This window comes from Azonexus sp. MM2026_4 (assembly GCF_055901855.1).
On sequence record NZ_CM148380.1, the window covers coordinates 2,510,888 to 2,534,705 of the forward strand.

At 65.7% G+C, this 23,818-nt stretch carries 24 protein-coding genes; 2 read left to right on the plus strand and 22 right to left on the minus strand.

What is annotated here, in order from left to right:
- Nucleotides 1–131: 131 nt before the first annotated feature.
- The 7 genes from AC0KWY_RS11840 to AC0KWY_RS11870 form a co-directional block, all read right to left on the minus strand.
- On the minus strand, nt 132–1,211 hold the full coding sequence (locus AC0KWY_RS11840; protein WP_474025696.1) for a sulfate/molybdate ABC transporter ATP-binding protein: 1,080 nt from the start codon (nt 1,209–1,211) through the stop codon (nt 132–134).
- On the minus strand, nt 1,208–2,107 hold the full coding sequence (cysW, locus tag AC0KWY_RS11845; protein ID WP_474025697.1) for a sulfate ABC transporter permease subunit CysW: 900 nt from the start codon (nt 2,105–2,107) through the stop codon (nt 1,208–1,210). Before cysW ends, AC0KWY_RS11840 begins: the two co-directional genes overlap by 4 nt.
- On the minus strand, nt 2,107–2,943 hold the full coding sequence (cysT, locus tag AC0KWY_RS11850; protein ID WP_474025698.1) for a sulfate ABC transporter permease subunit CysT: 837 nt from the start codon (nt 2,941–2,943) through the stop codon (nt 2,107–2,109). The genes cysW and cysT overlap by 1 nt, the downstream gene beginning before the upstream one ends.
- Nucleotides 2,943–3,941: a sulfate ABC transporter substrate-binding protein gene (locus AC0KWY_RS11855; RefSeq protein ID WP_474025699.1), complete on the minus strand. Its 999-nt coding sequence runs from the start codon at nt 3,939–3,941 to the stop codon at nt 2,943–2,945. Before AC0KWY_RS11855 ends, cysT begins: the two co-directional genes overlap by 1 nt.
- Before the next feature lie 152 nt (nt 3,942–4,093).
- Nucleotides 4,094–5,113 carry a sulfate ABC transporter substrate-binding protein gene (locus tag AC0KWY_RS11860; protein ID WP_474025700.1) on the minus strand — a complete coding sequence of 340 codons (1,020 nt, stop codon included), beginning with the start codon at nt 5,111–5,113 and terminating at the stop codon, nt 4,094–4,096.
- Between the two features lie 96 nt (nt 5,114–5,209).
- Nucleotides 5,210–6,493, minus strand: coding sequence for a hemolysin family protein (locus tag AC0KWY_RS11865; protein WP_474025701.1), 1,284 nt, complete (start codon nt 6,491–6,493; stop codon nt 5,210–5,212).
- A gap of 164 nt (nt 6,494–6,657) precedes the next feature.
- The gene (locus AC0KWY_RS11870) at nt 6,658–7,581 is read right to left on the minus strand and encodes a LysR family transcriptional regulator (protein ID WP_474025702.1); all 924 of its coding nucleotides are present in this window, start codon (nt 7,579–7,581) and stop codon (nt 6,658–6,660) included.
- Between the two features lie 97 nt (nt 7,582–7,678).
- Here AC0KWY_RS11870 and AC0KWY_RS11875 point away from each other — a divergent pair, with 97 nt between their 5' ends.
- Nucleotides 7,679–8,455: a ferredoxin--NADP reductase gene (locus AC0KWY_RS11875; protein WP_474025703.1), complete on the plus strand. Its 777-nt coding sequence runs from the start codon at nt 7,679–7,681 to the stop codon at nt 8,453–8,455.
- A 14-nt stretch (nt 8,456–8,469) separates the two neighbouring features.
- Here AC0KWY_RS11875 and AC0KWY_RS11880 read toward each other — a convergent pair whose 3' ends face one another.
- The 3 genes from AC0KWY_RS11880 to AC0KWY_RS11890 form a co-directional block, all read right to left on the minus strand.
- Entirely contained in the window at nt 8,470–8,811 is a 342-nt protein-coding gene (locus AC0KWY_RS11880) for a hypothetical protein (RefSeq protein WP_416690661.1), read from the minus strand.
- A 161-nt stretch (nt 8,812–8,972) separates the two neighbouring features.
- Nucleotides 8,973–9,809 (minus strand): class III extradiol dioxygenase family protein, encoded by an 837-nt coding sequence (locus tag AC0KWY_RS11885; protein ID WP_474025704.1) that lies wholly within the window; start codon nt 9,807–9,809, stop codon nt 8,973–8,975.
- 3 nt (nt 9,810–9,812) lie between these two features.
- Nucleotides 9,813–10,169: a protocatechuate 4,5-dioxygenase subunit alpha gene (locus tag AC0KWY_RS11890; RefSeq protein ID WP_474025705.1), complete on the minus strand. Its 357-nt coding sequence runs from the start codon at nt 10,167–10,169 to the stop codon at nt 9,813–9,815.
- A 121-nt stretch (nt 10,170–10,290) separates the two neighbouring features.
- On the opposite strand from AC0KWY_RS11890, the gene AC0KWY_RS11895 reads away from it, so the two are divergent.
- The gene (locus AC0KWY_RS11895) at nt 10,291–11,199 is read left to right on the plus strand and encodes a LysR family transcriptional regulator (RefSeq protein WP_474025706.1); all 909 of its coding nucleotides are present in this window, start codon (nt 10,291–10,293) and stop codon (nt 11,197–11,199) included.
- On the opposite strand, the gene AC0KWY_RS11900 is transcribed toward AC0KWY_RS11895, so the two are convergent.
- The 12 genes from AC0KWY_RS11900 to AC0KWY_RS11955 form a co-directional block, all read right to left on the minus strand.
- Nucleotides 11,171–12,406, minus strand: coding sequence for an MFS transporter (locus AC0KWY_RS11900; protein WP_474025707.1), 1,236 nt, complete (start codon nt 12,404–12,406; stop codon nt 11,171–11,173). The two genes, AC0KWY_RS11895 and AC0KWY_RS11900, sit on opposite strands and share 29 nt — an antisense overlap.
- Entirely contained in the window at nt 12,403–13,398 is a 996-nt protein-coding gene (locus tag AC0KWY_RS11905; RefSeq protein WP_474025708.1) for an aldo/keto reductase, read from the minus strand. Before AC0KWY_RS11905 ends, AC0KWY_RS11900 begins: the two co-directional genes overlap by 4 nt.
- Nucleotides 13,399–13,410: 12 nt before the next feature.
- Nucleotides 13,411–14,367 (minus strand): Gfo/Idh/MocA family oxidoreductase, encoded by a 957-nt coding sequence (locus AC0KWY_RS11910; protein ID WP_474025709.1) that lies wholly within the window; start codon nt 14,365–14,367, stop codon nt 13,411–13,413.
- A complete protein-coding gene (locus AC0KWY_RS11915; RefSeq protein ID WP_474025710.1) occupies nt 14,364–15,218 on the minus strand; it encodes a class III extradiol dioxygenase subunit beta in 855 nt (284 codons plus the stop codon). The genes AC0KWY_RS11910 and AC0KWY_RS11915 overlap by 4 nt, the downstream gene beginning before the upstream one ends.
- Nucleotides 15,219–15,662 carry a protocatechuate 4,5-dioxygenase subunit alpha gene (ligA, locus tag AC0KWY_RS11920; protein ID WP_474025711.1) on the minus strand — a complete coding sequence of 148 codons (444 nt, stop codon included), beginning with the start codon at nt 15,660–15,662 and terminating at the stop codon, nt 15,219–15,221.
- Between the two features lie 3 nt (nt 15,663–15,665).
- A complete protein-coding gene (locus tag AC0KWY_RS11925) occupies nt 15,666–16,607 on the minus strand; it encodes an amidohydrolase family protein (protein WP_474025712.1) in 942 nt (313 codons plus the stop codon).
- A 2-nt stretch (nt 16,608–16,609) separates the two neighbouring features.
- Nucleotides 16,610–17,305: a 4-carboxy-4-hydroxy-2-oxoadipate aldolase/oxaloacetate decarboxylase gene (ligK, locus tag AC0KWY_RS11930; protein ID WP_474025713.1), complete on the minus strand. Its 696-nt coding sequence runs from the start codon at nt 17,303–17,305 to the stop codon at nt 16,610–16,612.
- A gap of 10 nt (nt 17,306–17,315) precedes the next feature.
- A complete protein-coding gene (locus AC0KWY_RS11935) occupies nt 17,316–18,341 on the minus strand; it encodes an amidohydrolase family protein (protein WP_474025714.1) in 1,026 nt (341 codons plus the stop codon).
- 224 nt (nt 18,342–18,565) lie between these two features.
- Nucleotides 18,566–19,708: a porin gene (locus AC0KWY_RS11940; RefSeq protein ID WP_474025715.1), complete on the minus strand. Its 1,143-nt coding sequence runs from the start codon at nt 19,706–19,708 to the stop codon at nt 18,566–18,568.
- A 163-nt stretch (nt 19,709–19,871) separates the two neighbouring features.
- Nucleotides 19,872–21,266: an MFS transporter gene (locus tag AC0KWY_RS11945; RefSeq protein ID WP_474025716.1), complete on the minus strand. Its 1,395-nt coding sequence runs from the start codon at nt 21,264–21,266 to the stop codon at nt 19,872–19,874.
- Between the two features lie 49 nt (nt 21,267–21,315).
- Nucleotides 21,316–22,404, minus strand: a complete 1,089-nt coding sequence (locus AC0KWY_RS11950) for a 4-oxalomesaconate tautomerase (RefSeq protein ID WP_474025717.1) — start codon at nt 22,402–22,404, stop codon at nt 21,316–21,318.
- 468 nt (nt 22,405–22,872) lie between these two features.
- Nucleotides 22,873–23,817 carry an electron transfer flavoprotein subunit alpha/FixB family protein gene (locus AC0KWY_RS11955; protein WP_474025718.1) on the minus strand — a complete coding sequence of 315 codons (945 nt, stop codon included), beginning with the start codon at nt 23,815–23,817 and terminating at the stop codon, nt 22,873–22,875.
- Nucleotide 23,818 lies beyond the last annotated feature (1 nt).

Below are 23,818 nucleotides of genomic sequence, written 5' to 3' on the forward strand. Positions count from 1 at the left end.
GTGCGCTCGGTGAAGTCGGCGGTGGCGAAGGCGCGGCCTGCGTGGTCGCTGATGAGCGGAGACTCGGCCAGCGCCTCGACCTGCGGTAAGCGCCACCAGCCGAGCGCGATACGGCCTGCGCCGCGCCCGGCTCAGCCGGCGCTGGCGGCCTTGCCGAAGACCTTCAGGCGCGACGGCAGCAAGCGGACGTCCTGGCCGTCGTGCAGGCCGAGTTCGAGTACGCGCTGGCGCGTGATCTCGACTTCGAAGTGCTGGCCGCTCGCGCCGTTGATGCCATCGAGTTCGACCCGGGCGGTGACGCCAAAGGCAAGAATGCGGTTGATGCGGGCGGCGATGCCGGCGGTAGACGCCGGATCGGTGTCGATCTCCAGCTCGTGCGGCCGGGCGAAGGCGACGACCTCGGCGCCGTGGTCGAAATCGTGCGCTTCATGGACCAGCGTGTCGTCGCCGACGCGCAGCGATTCGCCGTTGACCCGGCCGTGGAAGAGATTGACCGAGCCGAGGAAACCATAGACGAAGGGCGTCGCCGGGTGGCGATAGACTTCTTCCGGGGTGCCGATCTGCTCGACCTTGCCGTGATCCATCAGGACGACGCGGTCGGCGACTTCGAGCGCTTCTTCCTGATCGTGGGTGACGAAGATCGAGGTGATGTGCAGCTCGTCGTGCAGCTTCCGGAGCCAGCGCCGCAGTTCCTTGCGCACCTTGGCGTCGAGCGCGCCGAACGGCTCGTCGAGCAGCAGCACCCGCGGCTCCACCGCCAGCGCCCGGGCCAGCGCGATGCGCTGGCGCTGGCCGCCGGACAACTGCGACGGAAAGCGGTCGGCCAGCCAGTCGAGCTGGACGAGATTGAGCAACTCATGCACCTTTTCCTTGATCTTCGCTGCCGACGGCCGCTGGCCGCGCGGCTTCATGCGCATGCCGAAGGCGACGTTGTCGAACACCGTCATGTGCTTGAACAGCGCGTAATGCTGGAAGACGAAACCGACCTGGCGCTCGCGCACATGTGTGCTGGAAGCATCGTCGCCGTCGAGCAGGACCTGGCCGGCATCGGCCTGTTCCAGCCCGGCGATGATGCGCAGCAGCGTCGTCTTGCCGCAGCCCGAGGGCCCCAGCAGGGCGACCAGCTCGCCGGTCGGGAAGTCGAGGGTGATGTCGTCGAGCGCGGTGAAGCTGCCGAACTGCTTGTGGATGTTCTTGACTTGAATGCTCATGATGCGGATTCCTGGGTGTCCCGGTACGACCGGGCGGCCTGATGTTCGACCCAGTTCTTGATGACCAGCGTGACCAGCGCCAGCAGCGCCAGCAGCGAAGCCACGGCGAAGGCCGCCGAGAACTGGTATTCGTTGTAGAGAATTTCGACGTGCAGCGGCAGCGTATTGGTCTGCCCGCGGATGTGGCCGGAAACGACGCTGACCGCGCCGAACTCGCCCATCGCCCGGGCATTGGTCAGGATCACCCCGTACATCAGCCCCCACTTGATGTTGGGCAGCGTGACGTGCCAGAACACCTGCCAGCCTTTAGCACCGAGGACCACGGCCGCCTCTTCCTCTTCCTTGCCTTGCGCCTGCATCAATGGGATCAGTTCGCGGGCGACGAAGGGGAAAGTGACGAAAACGGTAGCCAGTACGATGCCAGGCACTGCGAAGATGATCTTGATGTCGTGGTCGGACAGCCAGCTGCCGAACCAGCCCTGGGCGCCGAAGACGAGCACGAAGACGAGACCGGCGATGACCGGCGAAACCGAGAACGGCAGATCGATCAGGGTGATCAGGAACTGCTTGCCGCGGAACTCGAACTTGGCGATCGCCCAGGCCGCGGCCACGCCGAAGACCAGGTTGAGCGGCACCGAGATCGCCGCCGCCAGCAGCGTCAGCTTGATCGCCGACAGGGCGTCGGGATCGACCAGCGCCGTCAGGTAGGTTTCCCAGCCCTTGCGCAAGGCTTCGACAAAGACCGCGATCAATGGCATCAGCAGAAAAATGGCGAAGAAGCCGAGCGCCAGCGCCAGGATCGTCCATTTGACCAGCGGCGTCTCGCTGGTCGCTGCCTTGCTCTCGAAGCGCTGGGCATGATCGCCGCCCAGATGCATGGTGGTTGCGCCGGCCATTACCGATCCCTCCCGGTACGTTTGGCGGTCCACGCCTGCAGCCCGTTGATGATCAACAGCAGGATGAAGGAGAACACGAGCATCACCGCCGCAATCGCCGTCGCGCCGCGGTAGTCGTACTGTTCGAGCTTGGTAATGATCATCAGCGGCGTGATCTCGGAAACATAAGGCAGGTTGCCGGCGATGAAGATGACCGAGCCGTACTCACCGACGGCGCGCGCAAAGGCCAGCGCGAAGCCGGTCAGCAGCGCCGGCAGCAGGATCGGCAGGATGACGTGGCGGAAGGTCTGCCAGCGTTGCGCGCCGAGACTGGCGGCGGCTTCTTCGAGTTCGGTGTCGAGGTCTTCGAGGATCGGCTGCACGGTCCGCACGACGAAAGGCAGGCCGATGAAGATCAGCGCCACCAGTACGCCCAGCGGTCCGAACGCGACCTTGATGCCGAGCGGTTCGAGGTACTGGCCAAGCCAGCCGTTCTTCGCGTACAGCGCGGTCAGCGCGATGCCGGCGACGGCGGTGGGCAGCGCGAACGGCAGGTTGACCAGAGCATCGACCAGCTTCTTGCCGGGAAACGAGTAACGCACCAGCGACCAGGCGAGCAGCAGGCCGAATACCGCGTTGATCGAAGCGGCGATCAACGAAGCCCCGAACGATAGCTGGTAGGTGGCGACCACCTGCGGCGCCGTCACCACCTCGACGAAACGCTCCCAGTCCAGCTCGAAGGCCTTCAGGAAGACGGCGGCGAGCGGGATCAGGATGAGCAGCGACAGGTAGCCGAGCGTGTAGCCGAGGGTCAGGTTGAACCCCGGCAGGACGCGGAAGGTTTTGGCGCTGGCCATCACTTCCTCGCGACGATCTGGTCGTAGAGCGCGCCGTCGGCGAAATGCGCCTTCTGCACGGCAACCCAGCCACCGAGCTTCTGTTCGACGGTAAAGGTGCGGATCGCCGGGTACTTGGCGGCATGCTTCTTCAGTACCGCCGGGTCGCGCGGCCGGAAGTCGTGTTTGGCGATGATTTCCTGGCCGGCCGGCGAAAACAGGAAGTCGAGGTAGGCCCTGGCCAGCTTCTCGCTGCCGCGTTTGGCGGCCACCTTGTGGACGACGGCGACCGGCGCCGCGGCCTCGATCGACAGCGACGGATAGACGATGTCGAACTTGCTCGCACCGAGTTCCTGGGCGATCAGGATGGCTTCGTTCTCGAAGGTCACCAGCACGTCGCCGACATCGCGCTGGGTGAAGGTGGTGGTCGCGCCGCGACCGCCGCCGTCGAGCACCGGCACGTTGGCGAACAGCTTGCTGACGAAGTCCTTGGCGCCGGCGTCGGAACCGCTCTTGTCGAGGGCGTAACCCCAGGCGGCGAGGTAGGTGTAGCGGCCGTTGCCGGAAGTCTTCGGGTTGGGCACGATGACCTGCAGGCCGGCGCGGGTCAGGTCGCCCCAGTCCTTGATCTGCTTCGGATTGCCCTTGCGCACCAGGAAGACGGTGGTCGTCGTGTACGGCGTCGCTTCGTGCGGAAACTGCTTGCGCCAGTCGGCGGCGACCAGGCCGCCGCGCTCGACCAGGATGTCGATGTCCGGCGCCTGGTTCATCGTGATGACGTCGGCTTCCAGGCCGCCGATCACCGCCCCGGCCTGCTTCGACGAGCCGCCGTGCGACTGGTTGATGCTGACGTCCGCCCCGCCCTGCTTCTTCCAGGCGGCGACGAAGGCCGGGTTGATTTCCTTGTACAGCTCGCGCGAGACGTCGTAGGAAACGTTGAGCAGCGAGCTCTGGGCATGCACCGCACCGGCCAGCAGGCAGGACAGCGCGAGCAGGGTGGTCTTGAGCTTGGGGATCATCGGGGGCTCCGTTCTTGTGATTGATGAGCGCAGTCTAGGGAGAGCGACAGCGCCGCCCAACGAAGAAAAACTGATTTCGTTATCCACAAAACGGATAAAGCCGGCCCGCGCCATCGGCGCGGCCGGCTTCAGGAGGGTGACACCCCGGCGACTTACTTCTTGCCGTACACCTGGTCGAAGGTGCCGCCGTCGGCAAAGTGCTTCTTCTGGGCGGCTTGCCAACCGCCAAGCTCATCGATCTTGATCAGGTTGAGCTTGGGAAAGCGCGCCAGGTCCTTCTTGTCGGCGAGTTCCGGCTTGATCGGGCGGTAGTAGTTCTTGGCTGCGATCTTCTGGCCCTCGGCCGAATACAGGTACTCGAGATAGGCGGTCGCCACCTTGGTCGTGCCGCGCTTCTCGGTCACGCCATTGACCACCGTCACCGGCGGCTCGGCGAGGATCGAGACCGACGGCACGACGATCTCGAACTTGTCCGGGCCGAGTTCGTTGATCGACAGGAAGGCTTCGTTCTCCCAGGCCAGCAGCACGTCGCCGATGCCGCGCTGGACGAAGGTGTTGGTCGAGCCGCGGGCACCGGAATCGAGCACCGGCACGTGCTGCAGCAGGTCCTTGACGAAGGCCTGGGCCTTGGCTTCGCTACCGTATTTCTTCAGCGCGTAGCCCCAGGCGGCCAGGTAGTTCCAGCGCGCCCCGCCGGAAGTCTTCGGGTTCGGCGTGATCACTTCGACGCCCGGCTTGAGCAGGTCGTCCCAGTCCTTGATCCCCTTCGGGTTGCCCTTCTTGACCAGGAAGACGATGGTCGAGGTGTAGGGCGAACTGTTGTGCGGCAGGCGCTTCTGCCAGTTGGCGGGGAGCAGCTTCTGGTTCGACACCTGGGCGATCTCGTCGATGTCGTAGGCGAGCGCCAGGGTGACGACGTCGGCTTCCAGGCCGTCGATCACCGCCCGCCCCTGCTTGCCCGAACCGCCGTGCGACTGCTTGACCGAGACGTCCTGGCCGGTCGTCGCCTTCCAGTGCTTGGCGAAGGCGTTGTTGAATTCGACGTACAGTTCGCGCGTCGGGTCGTAGGAGACGTTGAGCAGCGTGGTCTGCGCCTGGGCGAGGCCAGCGCCGGCCAGCCCGGCGAACAGCGCGCTGGCCAGCAGCGCGCGACGGATGACTGAGTGCTTCATGCTTCACTTCCTCGGTTGAAATAAGTGAGCACACTCTAAGCGCCCGCCAGCCGCGCCAAAAATAATAAAAACTGCGTTGCTTATACGCTGCCGGACTCAGTCGCTCAGGCGGGTCGCCAGCACCTCGTCGACGCGGTTCTTTTCCATGTCCATGACCTCGAAATGCCAGCCGCCCCAGTCGAAGGCTTCGGTCTTGCGGGGAATCCGCCCGAGCTGGACGATCACGAAGCCGCCGACGGTGTGGTAGTTGCCCAGCTCTTCTTGCGGCAGCTCGCCGATATCGAGCAACTGCTTCATCTCGTCGATCGGCAGCAGGCCATCGAGCAACCAGCTGCCGTCGTTGCGCTGCACCGCCATCGGCGACTCGACGGCGCCGGAAAGGACGTCGCCGACGACCGTGCCCATCAGGTCGGACAGCGTGACCAAGCCTTCGGTGGCGCCGAACTCGTTGGAGACCAGCGCGATCTGCGTCCGGTTGGCCTTGAAGAATTCGAGCAGACCGATCAGCGACAGGCTGCCCGGCACGTACTGCAGGGGCTGCAACGCCAGCTTGCCGAAGTCGAGTTCGCGTTCGGAAAGCAGTTCGCGCAATAGGTCGCCGCTGTTGACAAAGCCCAGCGCGTTGCCGAGCCCGCCCTTGCTGACCAGGTAGCGCGACACGGCGCGCTCGCGCAGCAGCTGGATATTGGCTTCGTGCGATTCGCTCAGGTCGAGGCAGGCAATGTCGGCGGCGGGCGTCATGATCGCCGCCACCTTCCGGTTGTCGAGGCGGAAGACGTTGCCGAGGATTTCGCTTTCGGTCTGATCGAGGTCGCCGTGCTTGCGCCCGGCTTCGATCAGGAAGCGGATCTCGTCGGCCGCCGTCGCTTCCGCCGAGCCCTTGAGCGGGAAGAACTGCAGCAGCCAGTCGGAGGTTTTCGAGACGACCGAAACCAGCGGCCGGGTCAGGCGGATCAGGAAGGCGATCAGGCCGGACAGCGCCTCGGCGACGGCTTCCGGGTGAGCCAGCGCCAGCCGCTTGGGAATCACCTCGCCGAAAACCAGCGAGAAGAAGGTGATGACGATCACCACCAGGGCGAGCGCCAGCGCATAGGCCGGCCCCGCCGTCAGCCCGAGGCCGTGCAACCAGGTTTCGACACGCGGCACCCAGAGCGCCTCGCCATAGACGCCAGACAACATCGCCAGCGCGGTGATGCCGAGCTGCGTCGTGCCGAGCAGACGGCTGGCGTTCTGGCGGAAGCCGATGACCACCGCTGCTGCCGCCTTGCCCTGCTCGGCGCGGATCGCCAGATGGGTGTTGCGGCTGGCGCCGATCGCCATCTCCGCCATGGCGAGCAGGCCACAGCCCAGAATCAGGAAGACCAGAATCCAGATTTCCATCATGCACCACCTGACGAACGCGCACCGCGCGGTTGAAAGACTCGATGCCGGTCGGCGCCGGCAGCCGATGCCTACTCTACACCAAGGAACAAGGCCGGCAGTGGCGCGGCCCGCCGTACCGCCGGCGCGAGGGAATACGGCGCGCCACTTGGCATCGTGCCGGCTCAGGGAATGAAGGGCAACTGCAACCCCGCCGTGTCGCCGGCGCCGCCGCCGACTGCCAGGCAGGCTTCGCGGAACAGGCGGCCGGCGAGGCCGGGGTGGCGGCTGCGCTGGCGGACGAAGTAGAAGTGCCGGCGCAGGTCGAACTGCGGCGTCGGCAGTTCGACCAGGCTGCCGCGCCGGAAGGCTTCGCGCAGCGCCAGCCGCGACAGGCAGCCGAGGCCGATGCCGGATTCGACGGCGCGCTTGATCGCCTCGGTGTGCTCGAGTTCGAGCGCCAACCGGAACGCCGGCAGGCGGCTGCCGATGCAACGGTCGAACTGGCTGCGCGTGCCCGACCCCGGTTCGCGCAGGACCCAGGACTGTTCGCCCAGGGTCGCGGTATCGACCGCCGGGCTGCCGGCCAGCGCGTGCCCCGGCGCGCAGAAGACGACCAGTTCGTCGGCCAGCCAGGGCTCGACCAGCAGGTCGGGATGCGCCACTTCGCCCTCGATCAGGCCGAAGTCGCAGTCGCCCCGCAGCAGGCGGCCGGCGACCGTTTCCGAATTGGCCACCTGCAGGCTGACCGGCGAATCCGGATAGCGGCGCATGTAATCGACGACGATCAGCGTCGCCAGGTAATTGCCGATGGTCAGCGTCGCCCCCACCGCCAGCGGTCCGGGACGGCCGCCGCCGAGATAGTCATCGACCTCGCCGGCCTGGGCGAGCAGCGACTCGGCCAGCGCCAGCAGGCCGCGGCCGCTGCTGTTCAGGTGCAGACGCTTGCCGACGCGGTCGAACAGCGGACAGTCGTAGGCCCGCTCCAGCTCGACCAACGCGCTGCTCGCTGCCGACTGCGACAACGCCAACCGCCCGGCAGCGAGCGAGACGTTTTCGCTGCGAGCGATGGCGACGAAGATTTCGAGCTGGCGCAGACTGAATTTCATATCGATTTCATCAATAACGAATAGAAAAATTATCCGCTTTTGTTTCAAAGCCACCAAGCCTAAGCTGTACTCACTTCCTCCCTGCCAGCCGCCGATCATGAGCAACTTCAACCGCGAAACCGTCGTTTCCGTCCATCACTGGAACGACAGCCTGTTCAGCTTCCGCACCACGCGCGACCCCGGCCTGCGTTTCATCAACGGCCAGTTCGTGACCATCGGCCTGGAGGTGAACGGCCGCCCACTGATGCGCGCCTACAGCGTCGCCAGCGCCAACTACGAGGAACACCTCGAGTTCTTCAGCATCAAGGTCCCGGACGGCCCGCTGACCTCGCGCCTGCAGCACCTGCAGCCGGGCGACGAACTGCTGGTCAGCCGCAAGCCGACCGGTACGCTGGTGCTGCGCGACCTGAATCCGGGCAAGCGTCTGTTCCTGTTTGCCACCGGCACCGGGCTGGCGCCGTTCATGAGCCTGATCCACGATCCCGAAACCTACGAGCGTTTCGAGAAGGTGATCCTCATCCACGGCGTCCGCTGGACCAGCGAACTGGCCTACCACGACTACATCGAGAACGACCTCAGGGAACACGAGTACCTGGGCGAGGAAATCCGCGACAAGCTGATCTACTACCCGACCGTGACCCGCGAGCCCTTCCGCAACAAGGGCCGGCAGACCGACCTGATCCTCACCGGCAAGCTGTTCGCCGACCTCGGCATCGCACCGCTCGACCCGGCCACCGACCGCGGCATGATCTGCGGCAGCCCGGCGATGCTCAGGGAAATCTCGGCCATGCTCGACGGCTTCGGCTTTCGCATCTCGAAGCACATCGGCGAAATGGGCGACTACGTGATCGAGCGCGCCTTCGTCGAGCAGTAAGCCGGACGCCGGCCTCAGGCCGGCGGATCGTCGGCGTAGCCGTGCTCGGCCTCGAGCTCGGCGGTGAAGCTGGCGACCAGCGCGGCGCGTCCGGCGCGCGTCGCGATCCGTTCGAGCAGCGCGGCGAAAGCCGCGTCGTCGATGTTGCCTTCGGCGCGATTGACCGCCAGCACCTGGACCAGAAATTCGATGTTCTCGCGGTCCTCGGCATCGCCCGGCTGGCGGCCCAGCGCGGCGGCGAGCGCGCCGGCCAGCGAATTGCCGGCCGGTTTGGCATCGGCCGCCGGCACGTCGGCGTGCGCCGCCTGGACGATGCGCTGCAGGTCGGGATGTCCTTCGGGTAGGGTCTTTTCCATGGAATGCGCCTTCGGTTGCAATCAGACAGTTGGCGACGTGAAGCGTCAGTGGCTGCGCCCGCAGCGCGCGGGCGGCTTCGGCGCCAGCGCCGTCATTGTGCCGCAAATGACGAAGGGCGGGCCACCCGGACCCGCCCTTCTCCCTTGAGACTGACGCCGTCTCAGACCGGCTCGAACAGCATGGTCGCCGCCGCGGTATTGGAGATCGGGATGTGGAAGTTGGAATGCACCACCCGCACCGCGCCCGGCACGGTGCCGCGGGCGACCAGCCAGTTGAGCAGCTCGACGCCTTCGTTGCCGGTCTGCTCGACCAGGTTGACGTCGGAGAACTGGGTGGCCCAGGTCGGGTCGTTCACCATGCTGTCCATGAACTTGAGGTCGAACTCCTTGTTGATGAAGCCGGCGCGCTCGCCTTCCAGCTGGTGCGACAAGCCGCCGGAACCGATCACCAGGACCTTGGCGTCTTCCGGGAAAGCCGCGATGGCGCGGCCGATCGCCTCGCCCAGCCGGTAGCAGCGACGCGCCGACGGCAACGGGAAGAGCACGGTATTGACGCAGACCGGGACGCTCTTCACCGGCCACTTCTGTTCCGGCCAGAGCAGCGCCATGGGCAGCGTGAAGGCATGGTCGACCAGCATTTCCTGGCAGGTGACCATGTCGAAATCGTCGCGGACCAGGCTGTCGCGGATGTGCCAGGAAAGGTCTTCGGCGCCCGGAAAGCTGGGCATCGTCGGGATGCCCCAGCCTTCGTCCTCGCTGACGTATTCCGGCGCGGTGCCGATGGCGAAGGTCGGTTGCTTATCGAGGAAGAAATTCAGGCCGTGGTCGTTGTAGCAGGACACGACGATGTCCGGCTTGACCTGGTCGAGCCATTCGCGGATCGCCGGGAAACCGTCGAAGAAGGGCTTCCAGTACGGGTCCTGCTGGAGGTTGAGATGGATCGCCTTGCCCAGTGCCGGCACGTGCGAAGTGGTCAGGATGCCTACGATTTTTGCCATGATTCAGTTCCCCGCCGCGACCAGTTTGGCCTTGAATTCTTCCTTGCTCATCCCCGTCTGCAGGGCGCCGATGTCCTGCATGTCGAGGCCCAGAACGCCACCGGCCAGCTTGCCGAGGAAATAGACGCCGCCGCCAACGCGGATCAGCGACAGCACGTCGCGGTCGAGGATGGCCTGGGTCTGTTCCTGGCTGAGGCCGAACTTGCGGCAATAGGCGGCTTCATCGCTGACGAACTCGTCGCGGTTGGCCTTGCTGTTGAACGAATAGCACATCTTGTTCAGCGCGTAACCGCGACGGGCGGCCTCGTGATCGAAGATCGGTGCGCCGGGAATCGTTCGCTTCGGCGGACGAATGCTCATGTTGCGTCTCCTGTAAGTGTTGTGAATCGCTGCTTGCTGAGGGACTGCGATAACCCTTAGTCCGAGAGGGATTCTCCATCCAGCGAACAACAAAATAAATAGATTGCTTATAATGCAATTCATGAACGATTTCGATTATTTGGACCTCGACGGAAAACTGCTGCGCCTGCTGATCGCCGTCCATGAAGAAGGCTCGGTGACCCGCGCCGCGCAGCGCCTGGGCGTCACCCAGTCGGCGGTCAGCCACATGCTCGACAAGCTGCGCGGCATCGTCGGCGACCCGCTGTTCGTCAAGTCCGGCCGCTCGGTGGTCGCCACCGCCCAGGCCGGCGCGCTGGTCGCCGAGGCGCGCGAGTTGCTCGACCGCCTGCACCAATTCGGCAGCAAGGCCGGCTTCACCCCGGCCAGCCTCGAACGAACGCTGACCATCGCCGCCAACGACCTGCAGCGCGACCTGCTGCTGCCGGCGCTGTTCGGGCTGCTCAAGGAAGAGGCGCCGGGAATCAGCCTACGCGTCATTCCGTCCAACATCCCGAGCGCCGAACTGCTGCGCTCGGACCGCTGCCAACTGGCCATTTCGCCGCGCCCGCCGGAAGGCGCCGACATCCTGCAACGCCGGCTGTTCAACGACAGCTACGCGGTCTTCTTCGACCCGGCAGTGCGCCCGCCCCCCGCCGACCTCGCCGACTACCTGGCGGCCGAGCACATCACCGTGGTTTATGAGCCGCAACGCAATCTGGATATCGACGACCATCTGAAAAGCCGCGGCATCCAGCGCCGCTTTGCCGTCAGCGTCGCCAGCTTCGGCGGCATCCGCGCCTTCCTCAAGGGTTCGAACTACCTGGCGACCCTGCCGCATCGCCTGGGCGGCAACCAGCTAGCGGGTTTCGCCCGCACCGCGACGCCCTTCGCCGGCCCGGAAATGCCGATGTACGCGATCTGGCACCAACGCTACCAGCACGACCCGATGATGCGCTGGCTGCTCGACAAGCTGTACCGGGTCAGCCAGGGGCTCGAGTTGACCGCCTGAGCAGCGCCAGGCTGCCGGGCAGCAGGAGCAGGCCGAGCGCACCGACCACCGGCAGCACGCCGAGCAGCGAGGCCAGCGCGCCGGCAAGCAGGCCGCCCAGCGCATCGAAGCCGAAGCGGGTCGAACCGAAGATCGAGATCACCCGGCCGCGCAATCCTTCCGGCGCGAGTTGCTGCAAGCGGGTATTGGCGGCGATGTTGGTGGCGCCGATGCCGGCGCCGATCAGGCAGACCATGGGCAGCGCCAACGCCAGGCTGCCGACATAGCCGGCCAGCGCGAAACCGAGCAGGCCGACGGCGGCGAGCGCGCAACTGGCGAGCGCGAAATCCGGCCGGATTTCGCTGCGCGCCCGGGTTGACAGATAGAGCGAGGCGACCAGCGCGCCGGCGCCGCCCATGCCGAGCAGCCAGCCCAGCGACTGGGCGCTGCCGGCGAAGACTTCCTTGGCGAAAACCGGCATCAGCACGACGTAGGAGGAAGCGGTGACATTGACCATCGCCACCGCCAGCAGGGCGACCCTGGCGTCTACGGTGCTACGGACGAAGGCGGCGACCTCGACCAGCGCGCTGGCGGTCTTCAGGCCGCGCTGCCGGGGAATCTCGGCGCGGATGGCGAGCACCGCCGAAATCGGCCCCAGGTAGGACAGGGCGTTGATCAGGAAGCACAGGCTTTCGGGGGCGACGGCAAGGAGCAGTCCGGCGACCGGCGGGCCGATCAGGCGCCCGCTGTGCACCACCGCGGCATTGAGCGCGACGGCGTTGGGCAGCGTCGTCCGGTCGTCGACCAGATAGAGCAGCAGACTCTGCCGGGTCGGCAGGTCGAAACTGTTGAGGACGCCGAGCAGGCCGGCGAGCAGCAGCAGGTGCCAGACGGCGACCGCGTCGAAGAAGACCAGCCCGGCCAGGACCAGGGCCTGCGCGGCAAACACGCACTGCAGGCCGATCATCAGCCGGCGCCGGTCGTAGCGGTCGATCATCACGCCGGCGAGCGGCGCCACCACCAGTTGCGGCGCCTGCGACAGGAAGGCGGTCAGCCCGAGCAGGACCGGCGAACCGCTGATCCGGTACACCAGCCAGGACATGGCGACAGCCTGGATGAAGGTACCGAGGACGGAACAGATCTGGCCGTAGAAATAGCGCCGGAAATTCGGCTGGCCGAGCGCCGGCGCGCGGTTGACGATACGGCTGGCGAGGCCCGCCGCGCTCATTCCGGGAAGCGCTCGGTGTCGATTTCGGCCAGCGTCGCCGCGTTGTAGCGCGGACCGCTGACGGTATGCCGGTTGATCAGTGCATCGAGGCGGGCGATCAGGTCGCTCCCCAGGCTGACCTGGGCGGCGCCGAGGTTGTCGGCGAGATGCGCCGGCGAACGGGTGCCGGGAATGACCAGGGTATGCGGCTGCCGGTGCAGGACCCAGGCCAGCGCCAGTTGCGCCGGGCTGCAGCCGGCTTCGGCGGCGATGGCGCGGTAACCGTCGAGCAGGCGCCGGTTGCGCGCGTAGTTGTCGGGCGCGAAACGCGGCATCGACAGGCGCAGGTCGCCGGGCGACAGTTGCGCCGCCGGGTCGCTGAGTTCGCCGCCGAGGAAGCCGCGCGCCAGCGGACTGAAGGCAACGAAGGCGGCGCCGATCTCGCGGCAGGTTTCGAGAACGGCGATTTCCGGCTCGCGCGACCAGAGCGAATACTCACTCTGCACGGCACTGACCGGATGCACGGCGTGCGCCCGGCGCAGGGTTTCGGCCGACACCTCCGAGAGACCGATCGCGCGGATCTTGCCGGCCGCGACGAGGTCGACCAGGGCGCCGACGCTGTCCTCGATCGGCACCTTGAAGTCGCGCCGATGCAGGTAGTAGAGGTCGATCACCTCGGTCTGCAGACGCTGCAGGGCGGCGTCGCAGGTCGCCTTGATCGTTGCCGGGCGGCCGTCGATCACCCGCTTGCCATCGACCCCGGTCATGCCGCACTTGCTGGCCAGCACGAAACGCTGGCGCTGCGGCTTGAGGACCCGGCCGAGCAGGCTCTCGTTGGCGCCGAAGCCGTACAGCGCGGCGGTGTCGAAGAAATCGACCCCGCTGTCGAGCGCCTGCAGCAGCAGGGCGGCCGCCGCCTCGGCGCTCGGCGGCTGGCCGTAGGCGTGGCTCAGGTTCATGCAGCCGAGGCCGATGGCCCCGACCTCGAACGGCCCGACTTTTCTCTTCAGCACGCTCAACCCCGCTTAAGCAGCAAGCTGCTTTTCCAGCTCGCCGAGCACCCGGTAACAGTCGAAGACCTTGCCGACCGAGGCGTTCGGCTCGCGCCCCTCGCGGATCGCGGCGAAGAATTCGCGGTCCTGGAGTTCGATGCCGTTCATCGAGACATCGACCTGCGAGACGTCGATCTTCTCTTCCTTGCCGTTGTAGAGGTCGTCGTAGCGGGCGATGTAGGTGCCGCTGTCGCCGATGTAACGGAAGAAGGTACCGAGCGGGCCGTCGTTGTTGAAGGACAGCGACAGCGTGCAGATCGCGCCGTTGGCGGCCTTGAGCTGAATCGACATGTCCATGGCGATGCCCAGCGTCGGGTGGATCGGCCCCTGGATGGCGTTCGCCTTGACGATCGGCGAACCGCATTGGTAGGCGAAGAGGTTGACCGTGTGGGCGGCGTGGTGCCACAGCAGATGGTCGGTCCAGCTGCGCGGCTGGCCGAGCGCGTTGATGTTGCTGCGGCGGAAGAAATAGGTCTGCACGTCCATCTGCTGGATGTTGAACTCGCCGGCCGCGATCTTCTTGTTCACCCACTGGTGGCTGGGGTTGAAGCGACGGGTATGGCCGACCATCGCCACCTTGCCGGCCGCCTTCTGGGCGTCGACCAGCGCCTGCGCGTCGGCCCAGGAATCGGCCATCGGAATCTCGACCTGGACGTGCTTGCCGGCCTGCAGGCAGGCGATGGCCTGCGCGGCATGGACCTGGGTCGGCGTGCACAGGATCACCGCGTCCACCTCGGGCAGCGCCAGCGACTGCGCGAGGTCGGTGGCGACGTGCGGAATGCCGTACTGGGCGGCAACCTTGGCGGTCTGCTCGGGATCGCGACCGATCACCGAGACGACCTCGACATCGGCGATTTTCTTGATGGCGTCGAGATGCTTGATGCCGAATGCGCCGGGACCGGCCAGCGCGACCTTGATGGTTTGTTTCATGGGTTCTCCAGAATCAGATGGCCGACGGCGGTGTTCGACGCCGGTACATGATAAAAGCGTTTCTTGAGCACGGGCTTGGGTCCGCCCGCGATATCGGCCATCGCCCCGCGGGCGATCAGCCACATGACCAGTTCGATGCCCTCGGAGCCGGCTTCGCGCACGTAGTCGATGTGCGGCAGTTGGGACAGTCCGGCGGGATCGTCGATCAGCCGGTCGAGGAAGCGATTGTCCCATTCTTGGTTGATCAGGCCGGCACGCGCCCCCTGCAACTGGTGGCTCATGCCGCCGGTGCCCCAGATTTGAACGTTCAAATCCTCATCGAAGGACTCGACCGCGCGGCGGATCGCCTGGCCGATCTGGAAGCAGCGCCGGCCGGACGGCACCGGGTACTGCACGACATTGACCGCGAACGGGATGACCTGGCACGGCCAGGCGTCTGGCTGACCGAACATCAAGGAGAGCGGCACGGTCAGGCCGTGGTCGACGTCCATCTTGTTGACCAGGGTGAGGTCGAAGTCATCCTGGATCATCGACTGCGCGATATGCGCGGCGAGTTCCGGGTGGCCGTGGACGGTCGGCACCGGCCGCGGCCCCCAGCCTTCGTCGGCCGGTTTGAACTCGCTGCCGGTGCCGAGCGCGAAGGTCGGGATCAGGTCGAGCGAGAAGGCGGTGGCGTGATCGTTGTACACCAGGAAGACGACGTCCGGCTTCTGCTCGGCAATCCATTCTTTGCCGAAGTCGTAACCGGCGAATACCGGTTGCCAGTAGTCCTCGCCGGTCTTGCCGAGGTCGAGCGCGGCGCCGATCGCCGGCACGTGCGAGGTATAGACGGAGGCGGTGATGCGGGCCATTTATGCGTTTCCTTTCTTGCCGGCCGCGCCCTGCGGCTGGTGTTGCGGCTGCGCGTCGCCGTCCTCGCCGAGGCGGCGGTTGCCGTCGGCCGAACGGCCGCCGCCCAGCATCATCGCCCGGTATTCGTCTTCCGTCATGCCGGTCATCGAGCCTGCCATCTGCTGGAAGCTCTTGCCGTCGGTGGCGCCGATCTTGGCCAGGAAGTAGATGTTGCCGCCGCTGCGCATGCACCAGTTGAGATCGCGCGCCAGCACCGCCTGCTTCTGTTCCTCGCTCATCGGCCAGGCGTCGAGGTAGGCACGTTCGTCGGCCTTGAAGCGGGCGCGGTTCTCGGCCGACATCAGCGACATGCAGAACTGGTTGAGCCAGTAGCCCTTGCGCGACTGCTCGGCGTCGAAAATGATCGTGCCGGGAATGTCCTGGTAGGGTTTGTCGAGCGCCATCGCTCAGACCTCCTCGGGCCAGTAAAGGCGCATCGGGTTGGCCACCAGCAGTTTCTGCTGCAATTCGGCGGTCGGCGCGATGTGCGGGATGAAATCGACCAGCAGGCCGTCGTCCGGCATGTGCTCCTTGAGATTCGGATGCGGCCAGTCAGTGCCCCACAGCACACGGTCGGAAAACTCCTCGACGACGCGGCGGGCGAAGGGCACGACGTCGGCGTAGGCATTGCGTTCACCGGCGAGTGCCTTGGGCCCCGTCAGCGACAGGCGCTCGGGACAACTGACCTTGCTCCAGACGTTCGGATTGTCGCGCATGAACTTCAGGAAGAGTTCGAATTCCGGGCCGTCGACCGGCTTGCCGACGTCGGGCCGGCCCATGTGGTCGACGACGATGGTGGTCGGCAAGGCGGTGAAGAAATCCCACAGTTCCGGCAGATCGACCGCCTCGAAGTAGATCACGACGTGCCAGCCCCACTTTGCGATACGGCCGGCGATTTCCAGCAGTTCGTCCTTCGGCGTGAAATCGACCAGGCGCTTGACGAAGTTGAAGCGCACGCCGCGCACGCCGGCGTCGTGCATCGCCTGCAGTTCCTCGTCGCTGACGCTGCGGCGCACGGTGGCGACGCCGCGCGCCTTGCCGCCGCTATGGACCAGCGCGTCGAGCATGGCCCGGTTGTCGGCGCCGTGGCAGGTGGCCTGGACGACGACATTGCGGGCGAAGCCGAGGTGGTCGCGCAGCGCATAGAGCTGCTGCTTCGAGGCATCGCAAGGCGTGTACTTGCGTTCCGGGGCGTAGGGGAATTCGGCGCCGGGACCGAAGACGTGGCAGTGCGCGTCGACGGCGCCAGCCGGCAATTTGAAAGCGGGACGGCTCGGGCCGGCATACCAGTCGAGCCAGCCGGGGGTCTTGGTGAATTCCATGATTTCCTTGGGCGTCGGTGCGTTCATGTTCAGTCGATGTACTTGAGGCCGGCCTTGGCCAGCGGTTCGCGCAGCGCGTACATGTCGAGCCCCAGTTCGCCGGCGGCGAAACGGGCGCGCTTGGCGGTCTCGTTGTTCTCGCGCGCTTCGGCGGCGTCGGCCACCTGCTGGGCGAGGGCGGCCGGCACGACGACAACGCCGTCGTCGTCGGCGATCACCACGTCGCCGGGATTGACGATGGCACCGGCGCAGACCACCGGGATGTTGACCGAGCCGAGCGTCGCCCGCGTGCAGCCCTTGGCGTGGATCGCCCGGCTGAACACCGGGAAGCCCATCGCCGTCAGGTCCTTCACGTCGCGCACGCCGCCGTCGATGATCAGGCCGGCGGCGCCACGCGATTTATAGGAGGTGGCGAGCAGGTCGCCGAAGAAGCCGTCGGTGCTGTCGGCGGTGCAGCCGGCGACGCAGACGTCGCCCGGTTGCAGTTGTTCGGCGGCGACGTGCAGCATCCAGTTGTCGCCGGGCTGCAGCAGGACGGTGACCGCCGTGCCGCAGAGGTGGGCGCCGGCGTAGATCGGGCGGATCGTCGGCTTCATCAGGCCGACCCGTCCCATCGCTTCGTGGATGGTGGCGACGCCGTAGCGCGACAGTTTTTCGACGGCGGCGCGCTCGGCACGCTGGATGTTGCGCTTGACGATGCCAAGCTGGTTCATCGGTTGGTTCATGGTGTTCTCCTCAGCGGCCGCGGGCCTTCAGGGCGGCATCGAGCCGCGGATAGACGCGGCGGGCGTTGCCTTCGTAGATCATGTAGCGCTCTTCGGCGGTCAGGTCGGCGGCCTCGATGTAGCGCTTGGTGTCGTCGTAGTAGTGGCCGGTCTGCGGGTCGATGCCGCGCACGGCGCCGATCATCTCGGACGCGAACAACACGTTCTTGACCGGGATGACGCGGGTCAGCAGGTTGACACCCGGCTGGTGATAGACGCAGGTGTCGAAGAAGACGTTGTTGAGCAGGTGTTCGTCGAGCAGCGGCTTCTTCAGTTCCTGCGCCAGGCCGCGGTAACGGCCCCAGTGGTAGGGCGCGGCGCCGCCGCCGTGCGGGATGACGAACCTCAGGGTCGGGAAGTCCTTGAACAGGTCGCCCTGGATCAACTGCATCACCGCCGTCGTGTCGGCGTTGATGTAGTGCGCGCCGGTGGTGTGGAAGCAGGCGTTGCAACTGGTCGACACGTGGATCATCGCCGGGATGTCGTACTCGACCATCTTTTCGTAGATCGGGTACCAGTGGCGGTCGGTCAGCGGCGGGCTGGTCCAGTGACCGCCCGAGGGATCGGGATTGAGGTTGATGCCGACGAAGCCGTATTCCTTGACGCACTTTTCCAGTTCGGCGACACAGGTCTGCGGATCGACACCCGGCGACTGCGGCAGCATCGCGGCGCCGATGAAGTTGTCCGGAAACAGCTCGGCAACGCGGAAGCACAGCTCGTTGCAGATCGCCGCCCAGGTCGCCGAGGTCTGATAGTCGCCGATGTGGTGGGCCATGAAGCTGGCGCGCGGGCTGAAGATGGTGAGGTCGGCGCCGCGTTCCTTCATCAGCTTGAGCTGGTTCTGTTCGATGGTCTGGCGCAGGTCGTCGTCGCTGATCTGCAGTTCGCTGAGCTTGGGCGCCAGCGCCGGGTCCTTGAGGCTGGCGACCTGGCGATTGCGCCATTCTTCCAGCGCCTTGGGCGCCGTCGTGTAGTGGCCATGGATGTCGATGATCATGCCGTTTTCCTTTTCGTTCGTTGTCGTCCGTCGTGCACCGGCTGCCCGGCGCCGCAGTGATTTCAGGAAAGGATTCTGCGCAAGCCCCCGGCCACTGAACAGGAAAGGCCCCGACTAGCTGCTATGCCTTTTCGTTATGAAAGAGGCGAAATTTGCAAAAAAACCCGTGTTCCGCCAGTTTGCAGTGACGGAACACGGGCCGCAGGTGATGCCGGAAGCGGCGATCAGAACATGTGCGTGATGCCGGCGGCGAGCATCTTGACGTCCTTGCCGGCATCCGGCGCGGTCGCCCAGATCCCGGAAGTACCGTTGCGCTCGTTGTCTTGCCAGGAGAGGCCGGCATAGGCGATGGTGCGCTTGCTCAGGTTGTGCGTGTAGGCCAGCGAGAAGCCCTGCGAATCCGCCTTTTTCTGGGTATTGACCGAGGAAGCGGAGTAGACGGCATGCACGGTGCCCTTGGCGGATACCGGCACTTCCACCCCGACGCCCCAGACCTTGTTGGCCGAGAGATCCATGAACTTGTCGCGCTGATACGTCGCCTTCGCCTTCAGCACGCCGAAATCGTAGGCGACGCCGAGGTTCTGACTCTTCACTTCGAGATCGTCGTAGCGCACCACCGTCGTCCCCGCCGGGAAGCCGGCCCCGCGCGCGAAGGCCAGCGAACTCAGGGTCAGCGTGGCGTTGCCATGCCCATCGATATTGTCGAAGACGGCGCCGACCGACAGCGGACCGTTCTCATAGTACAGCCCGAGCTGGGCGGTCTCGAGGCGACCATTGCCGGCGGCGGCCTCCTCGATCGGGCGGGCATAGTTCACGTCGAAACGGAAGCCGGCAAACGCTGGCGACTTGTAGGCGATGACGTTCGACAGGCGGATGTCGCCGACGGGATTGATCCGGCTGCCGGCGGCCATCGCGTTGTTGCCGGTGACGTCGAAGGCGGAAGCCCCGAGCACCGTGTATTTGACCGCCCAGTCGAAGGCCGTGGTGTTCATGCGGCCGAAAGCGACGGTACCGAAATTGCCGCTCAGGCCGAGCAGTTGCTGGCGGGCCGGGCCGGAGGTGCTGCCCTGGACGCCGGCCGCATCGCTGCGGTAGTTGCCGCCGATCCCTTCGTCGAGATCGACGTTGAGCCGGTACTCGAGCACGAAGTTGACCTTCAGCCCGTTGCCGAGATCCTCGCTGCCCTTGAAGCCGAGACGCGAGGTACGCAGCAGGCCGCTATCGACCTTGTTGCGCCGCTCCTTGCCGCCGGCATCGATGCTGGCGACACCGACATCGACGATGCCGTAGACCTGAACATTCTCCTGCGCCATAACCGGTGCGCAAAGCACGGCGGGCACTGCCAGGGCGATGATTTTCTTTTTCAATTCGGTACTCCTCCTCAAACAAATTGACCTTCCGGATCACGGAAAGCATCGGCGAATGACATCCGCCCTCCTCCGGCTGCCGGATGGATTCCGGCAACCTGCAAAGCGACCCTCCCCGGCTGCACAGGCATCCTGCAGCGACGGTCGCTGTGTTCCTTCCCGTTCAGGACTGGCTGGTGACCGGGACGGCCGGCGCCTCGTCCGGCTCCGCGTCGGCGATGGACATTTCCGGGTGCGAGGCGTTCTTGACGAACAGGGCGATCGCCGCGACCACGCCGGGAATCGCCAGCACCGCGAAGATCTGCGCGAAATCGAAGTGGCGGCGCTGCAACTCGGCGACCAGGAAAGGCGCCGCCACCGCGCCGATGCGGCCGATCGCCATCATCCAGGCGACCCCGGTGGCCCGCCCGGCGGTCGGGTAGAAAGCCGCGGCCAGCGCCGGCATGCTGGTCTGCGTGGTGTTCATCACGGCACCGCCGACGAAGACCATGACCACCAGCCAGCCGAGATTGCCGGCGGCCTGGCCGATCGCATAGACGCAGGCGGCGGTGATCAGGTAGCCGATCATGATCACGCGGTTGGCGTTGAACTTGTCCATCAGCAAGCCGAAGGCGATCGCCCCGACCCCGCCGAGCGGGAACAGCGAGGTCACGAGCAAGGCCGTCTGCGGCTCGAGGCCGGCATCCTTCAACAGGATCGGCATCCAGTTGATCAGCGCGTAGAAAATCACGATGCCCATGCCGTAGGTCAGCCACAGCATCGCCGAACCGACGACATAGGAACGCGACAGGATCAGCGCCACGCCGGACTTGCCCTGATCGTTGGCCACCTTGGCGATGACGGTCTCGCCGAGCACGAAACGGTCCGCGTTACCGATGCTTGCCGAAATGCGCGCCAGCACGGCGCGGATGCGTTCGCCAGGAGCGCCGCGGGCAACCAGGTAGCGCACCGACTCCGGCAAGGCAAACAACATGATCAGAGCCAGGCCAATCGGCAGCACACCACCCAGTTCAAGAACGCTGCGCCAGCCCCACTGCGGGATCATCCAGGCAGCCAGGAAACCGCCCAGGGCGGCGCCGAGCGGGAAACCGGTGAACATCGCGCTGGTCAGGACGGCGCGCCGACGGGTCGGCGCGAACTCGCTGGCCAAGGTCACCGCCAACGGCATCGCGGCACCGAGGCCGAGACCGGTGACGAAACGCCAGAGCACCAGTTCGTCGAGCGAGCCGGAGGTCGTCGACGCCAGGCTGGCGACGCCGAACAGGGCAACGGCGCCGGTCAGCAGATACTTGCGCCCGAAGCGGTCGGCAAACGGCCCGATCAGCACGGCGCCGACCGCCAGGCCGGCGAGCGCGGCGCTCAGCACGGGCGCCAGTTGCGGCTTGGCGATGCCCCATTCCTTCAATAGCGACGGAGCGATGTAGCCGATGGCGGCGGTATCGAAGCCATCGAGCAGGATGACCAGAAAGCTGACGGCGAAGACCAGCCACTGGAAGCGTGAAAACCTGTTGTCGTCGATGAACTGCTGGACATCGAGCGGTCGATTCTTTGTTGTCATGAAATGTCTCCTCCGCCTTGGCTGGCGGTCTGTTATGTCGAAATTGCTGCTATGCCTTCCCTGACCAGACCTCCGCTGGCACCATCACCTCGCCGCGCATGATCAGCCGCGCCGTGCGCAGCAGCGCGGCACGGCGGACGTTCTGCGGGTTTTCCGGATCGAGTTCGAGCTCGACGCTGAATTCGCCGCTCGGATGCTCGACCGAGATCTTCTTGCCGTGGCCGGCCGCAACGACGGCGATGCCGGCGGTCACCGAACCGTCGAGGACGCAGGCGGTGCCAACGGTCACCGCCGCCAGGACGCCGATCGCGTCGTGACAGACGTGCGGGATGAAGCTGCGCGTCGTGATGCTGCCGCCCGCTCGTGGCGGCGCGATCAGCGTCATCTTCGGGTAGTTCCTGGCGCTGACGTCGCCCAAGCCCATTGCCTCGCCGCAAGCCAGGCGCAGGCGCTCGAGACGCGCTTTCAGCGGCGCATCGGCATTGAGTTCGGCAACGCTCTCGTAGCCGCTGCAACCGACATCGGCGGCGCGCAGGATGACGAGCGGCATGCCGTTGTCGATGCAGGTGACCTCGACGCCGTCGATGGTGTCGCGCACCTTGCCGGTCGGCAGCAGGCCGGAGCAGACCGAACCGGCGGTATCGAGGAAGTTGATCGTGATCGGCGCCGAACTACCCGGCACCCCGTCGATGTGCGCGTCGCCGGCGTAATTGACGCGGCCGCCCGGGGTTTCGACGGTGATGTCGCACTGCATGCCGGTATTGAGCGTCAGCACGCGCAGCGTCGTCGTTTCGCCCTGCGCGGCGACCATACCGGTTTCCAGCGCGAACGGCACGACGGCGGCCAGCATGTTGCCGCAGTTGGGCGTCGTATCGACGCTGTCCTTCTCCGGCTGCAACTGGGCGAACAGGAAATCGAGGGCGACGCCGGCGCTCTGGCTGGGGCGAACGATGCCGACCTTGCTGGTCAGCGGATGGGCACCGCCCAGGCCATCGATCTGGCGCTTGTCGGGCGAGCCCATGACCGCCAGCAGCACGCGGTCGCGGCTGGCGATATCGGCGGGCAGATCGGCTTCCCGGAAGAAGGGACCGCGCGAGGTGCCGCCGCGCATGAACAGGGTTTTGATCGGAGTTTGCATGGAAATCATTGTGAACTTCGCTTTTCCCGCCGAACAGGAAAGGGAACGACTAACAGCTATACGCTTTCGTTATGGGGGAAGGCACCGGACGGCGCCGAAGCGAACCTCCGCAAAGCCACACCGGCAGTCCATGCGATCCTTCCATTTCCTCTCCAGCACAGGATTTGCGGGCGCGCCCCCGGTTTCTCCCGGGGCCCCGCAATGACAACGGTTTGAGTCAGTTTGTTATCAGGAACCCTGACACAAAACCGATGTTACGCCATTACCGGAAAAACACAATAGTGAAACAATCCACCAATCAGTAATTAAAGCCCCCCCCCCCCGCACCTGCCGAAGCGGGCAGGCTTGCCCAGCCGACACGGCATGTCGCGCTGCGCTGGAGAAGAAAAAAACCGGCCCGGCGCTTGCGCGCCGAACCGGCAAATTGGGACCGGAAAAGCGTCCCAGGTTCGCAGAGGAGCAGAGAAATCAGGGCGTCGCTACCGCCAGTTGGGTCATCAGTTGCGGCACCAGTTCGAAGAGATCGCCGACCAGGCCGTAATCGGCAACCTGGAAGATCGGCGCGTCGGGATCCTTGTTGATGGCGACGATCACCTTCGAATCCTTCATCCCGGCCAGGTGCTGGATGGCGCCGGAAATGCCGACCGCGAGGTAGAGATCGGGCGCGACGATCTTGCCGGTCTGGCCGACCTGGTAGTCGTTCGGCACGAAACCGGCATCGACGGCGGCGCGGGAAGCGCCGAGCGCGGCGCCGAGCTTGTCGGCCAGCGGTTCGAGCAGGGTGCGATAGTTCTCGCCACTGCCCAGGCCGCGACCGCCGGCAACGATGGTGCTGGCCGCTGCGAGTTCGGGACGTTCGGACTTGCTCAGTTCGCGGCCGAGCAGCGCGCACTGCGCCGTGTCGGTAGCGTTGGCGACGTTCTCGATGACAGCAGAGCCACCGCTGGCGACAGCTTCGAAGGCGGTGCTGCGCACGGTGACGACCTTGACCGCATCGGCACTCCTGACCATGGCCAGGGCATTGCCAGCGTAAATCGGGCGCACGAAGGTATCGGCCGAGTCGACGCCGACGATCTCGGAAATCTGCGCCACGTCGAGCAAGGCGGCAACGCGCGGCAGCAGGTTCTTGCCGAAGGTGGTGGCGGGCGCCAGGATGTGGGAGTAGCCGGCGGACTGGGCGAGCACCAGGGCACTCAGGTTTTCCGCCGTCTGGCTTTGGTAATGCGCGGCGTCGGCGAGGCGGACCTTGGCCACGCCCTGCAGGCTGGCCGCCTGGCGGGCGACGGCAGCGCAATCGGCCCCGGCAACCAGCACATGGATTTCGCCGCCGATCCTGCTGGCGGCAGCTACGGTATTGAGGGTGGACGCCTTGAGATTGGCGTTGTCGTGTTCGGCAATGACGAGAATGCTCATG

Bases quoted from the DNA above. Each gene is read 5' to 3' on its own strand.
- AC0KWY_RS11950 (WP_474025717.1), bottom strand. From the start codon at position 22,404: ATGCAAACTCCGATCAAAACCCTGTTCATGCGCGGCGGCACCTCGCGC.
- AC0KWY_RS11900 (WP_474025707.1), bottom strand. From the start codon at position 12,406: ATGAGCGCGGCGGGCCTCGCCAGCCGTATCGTCAACCGCGCGCCGGCG.
- AC0KWY_RS11925 (WP_474025712.1), bottom strand. From the start codon at position 16,607: ATGAACGCACCGACGCCCAAGGAAATCATGGAATTCACCAAGACCCCC.
- AC0KWY_RS11865 (WP_474025701.1), bottom strand. From the start codon at position 6,493: ATGGAAATCTGGATTCTGGTCTTCCTGATTCTGGGCTGTGGCCTGCTC.
- ligA (WP_474025711.1), bottom strand. From the start codon at position 15,662: ATGGCGCTCGACAAACCCTACCAGGACATTCCCGGCACGATCATTTTC.
- AC0KWY_RS11860 (WP_474025700.1), bottom strand. From the start codon at position 5,113: ATGAAGCACTCAGTCATCCGTCGCGCGCTGCTGGCCAGCGCGCTGTTC.
- AC0KWY_RS11915 (WP_474025710.1), bottom strand. From the start codon at position 15,218: ATGGCCCGCATCACCGCCTCCGTCTATACCTCGCACGTGCCGGCGATC.
- AC0KWY_RS11945 (WP_474025716.1), bottom strand. From the start codon at position 21,266: ATGACAACAAAGAATCGACCGCTCGATGTCCAGCAGTTCATCGACGAC.
- AC0KWY_RS11875 (WP_474025703.1), top strand. From the start codon at position 7,679: ATGAGCAACTTCAACCGCGAAACCGTCGTTTCCGTCCATCACTGGAAC.
- AC0KWY_RS11910 (WP_474025709.1), bottom strand. From the start codon at position 14,367: ATGAAACAAACCATCAAGGTCGCGCTGGCCGGTCCCGGCGCATTCGGC.
- AC0KWY_RS11855 (WP_474025699.1), bottom strand. From the start codon at position 3,941: ATGATCCCCAAGCTCAAGACCACCCTGCTCGCGCTGTCCTGCCTGCTG.
- AC0KWY_RS11895 (WP_474025706.1), top strand. From the start codon at position 10,291: ATGAACGATTTCGATTATTTGGACCTCGACGGAAAACTGCTGCGCCTG.
- cysT (WP_474025698.1), bottom strand. From the start codon at position 2,943: ATGGCCAGCGCCAAAACCTTCCGCGTCCTGCCGGGGTTCAACCTGACC.
- AC0KWY_RS11935 (WP_474025714.1), bottom strand. From the start codon at position 18,341: ATGATCATCGACATCCATGGCCACTACACGACGGCGCCCAAGGCGCTG.
- AC0KWY_RS11885 (WP_474025704.1), bottom strand. From the start codon at position 9,809: ATGGCAAAAATCGTAGGCATCCTGACCACTTCGCACGTGCCGGCACTG.
- cysW (WP_474025697.1), bottom strand. From the start codon at position 2,107: ATGGCCGGCGCAACCACCATGCATCTGGGCGGCGATCATGCCCAGCGC.
- AC0KWY_RS11870 (WP_474025702.1), bottom strand. From the start codon at position 7,581: ATGAAATTCAGTCTGCGCCAGCTCGAAATCTTCGTCGCCATCGCTCGC.
- AC0KWY_RS11880 (WP_416690661.1), bottom strand. From the start codon at position 8,811: ATGGAAAAGACCCTACCCGAAGGACATCCCGACCTGCAGCGCATCGTC.
- AC0KWY_RS11890 (WP_474025705.1), bottom strand. From the start codon at position 10,169: ATGAGCATTCGTCCGCCGAAGCGAACGATTCCCGGCGCACCGATCTTC.
- AC0KWY_RS11840 (WP_474025696.1), bottom strand. From the start codon at position 1,211: ATGAGCATTCAAGTCAAGAACATCCACAAGCAGTTCGGCAGCTTCACC.
- ligK (WP_474025713.1), bottom strand. From the start codon at position 17,305: ATGAACCAACCGATGAACCAGCTTGGCATCGTCAAGCGCAACATCCAG.
- AC0KWY_RS11955 (WP_474025718.1), bottom strand. From the start codon at position 23,817: ATGAGCATTCTCGTCATTGCCGAACACGACAACGCCAATCTCAAGGCG.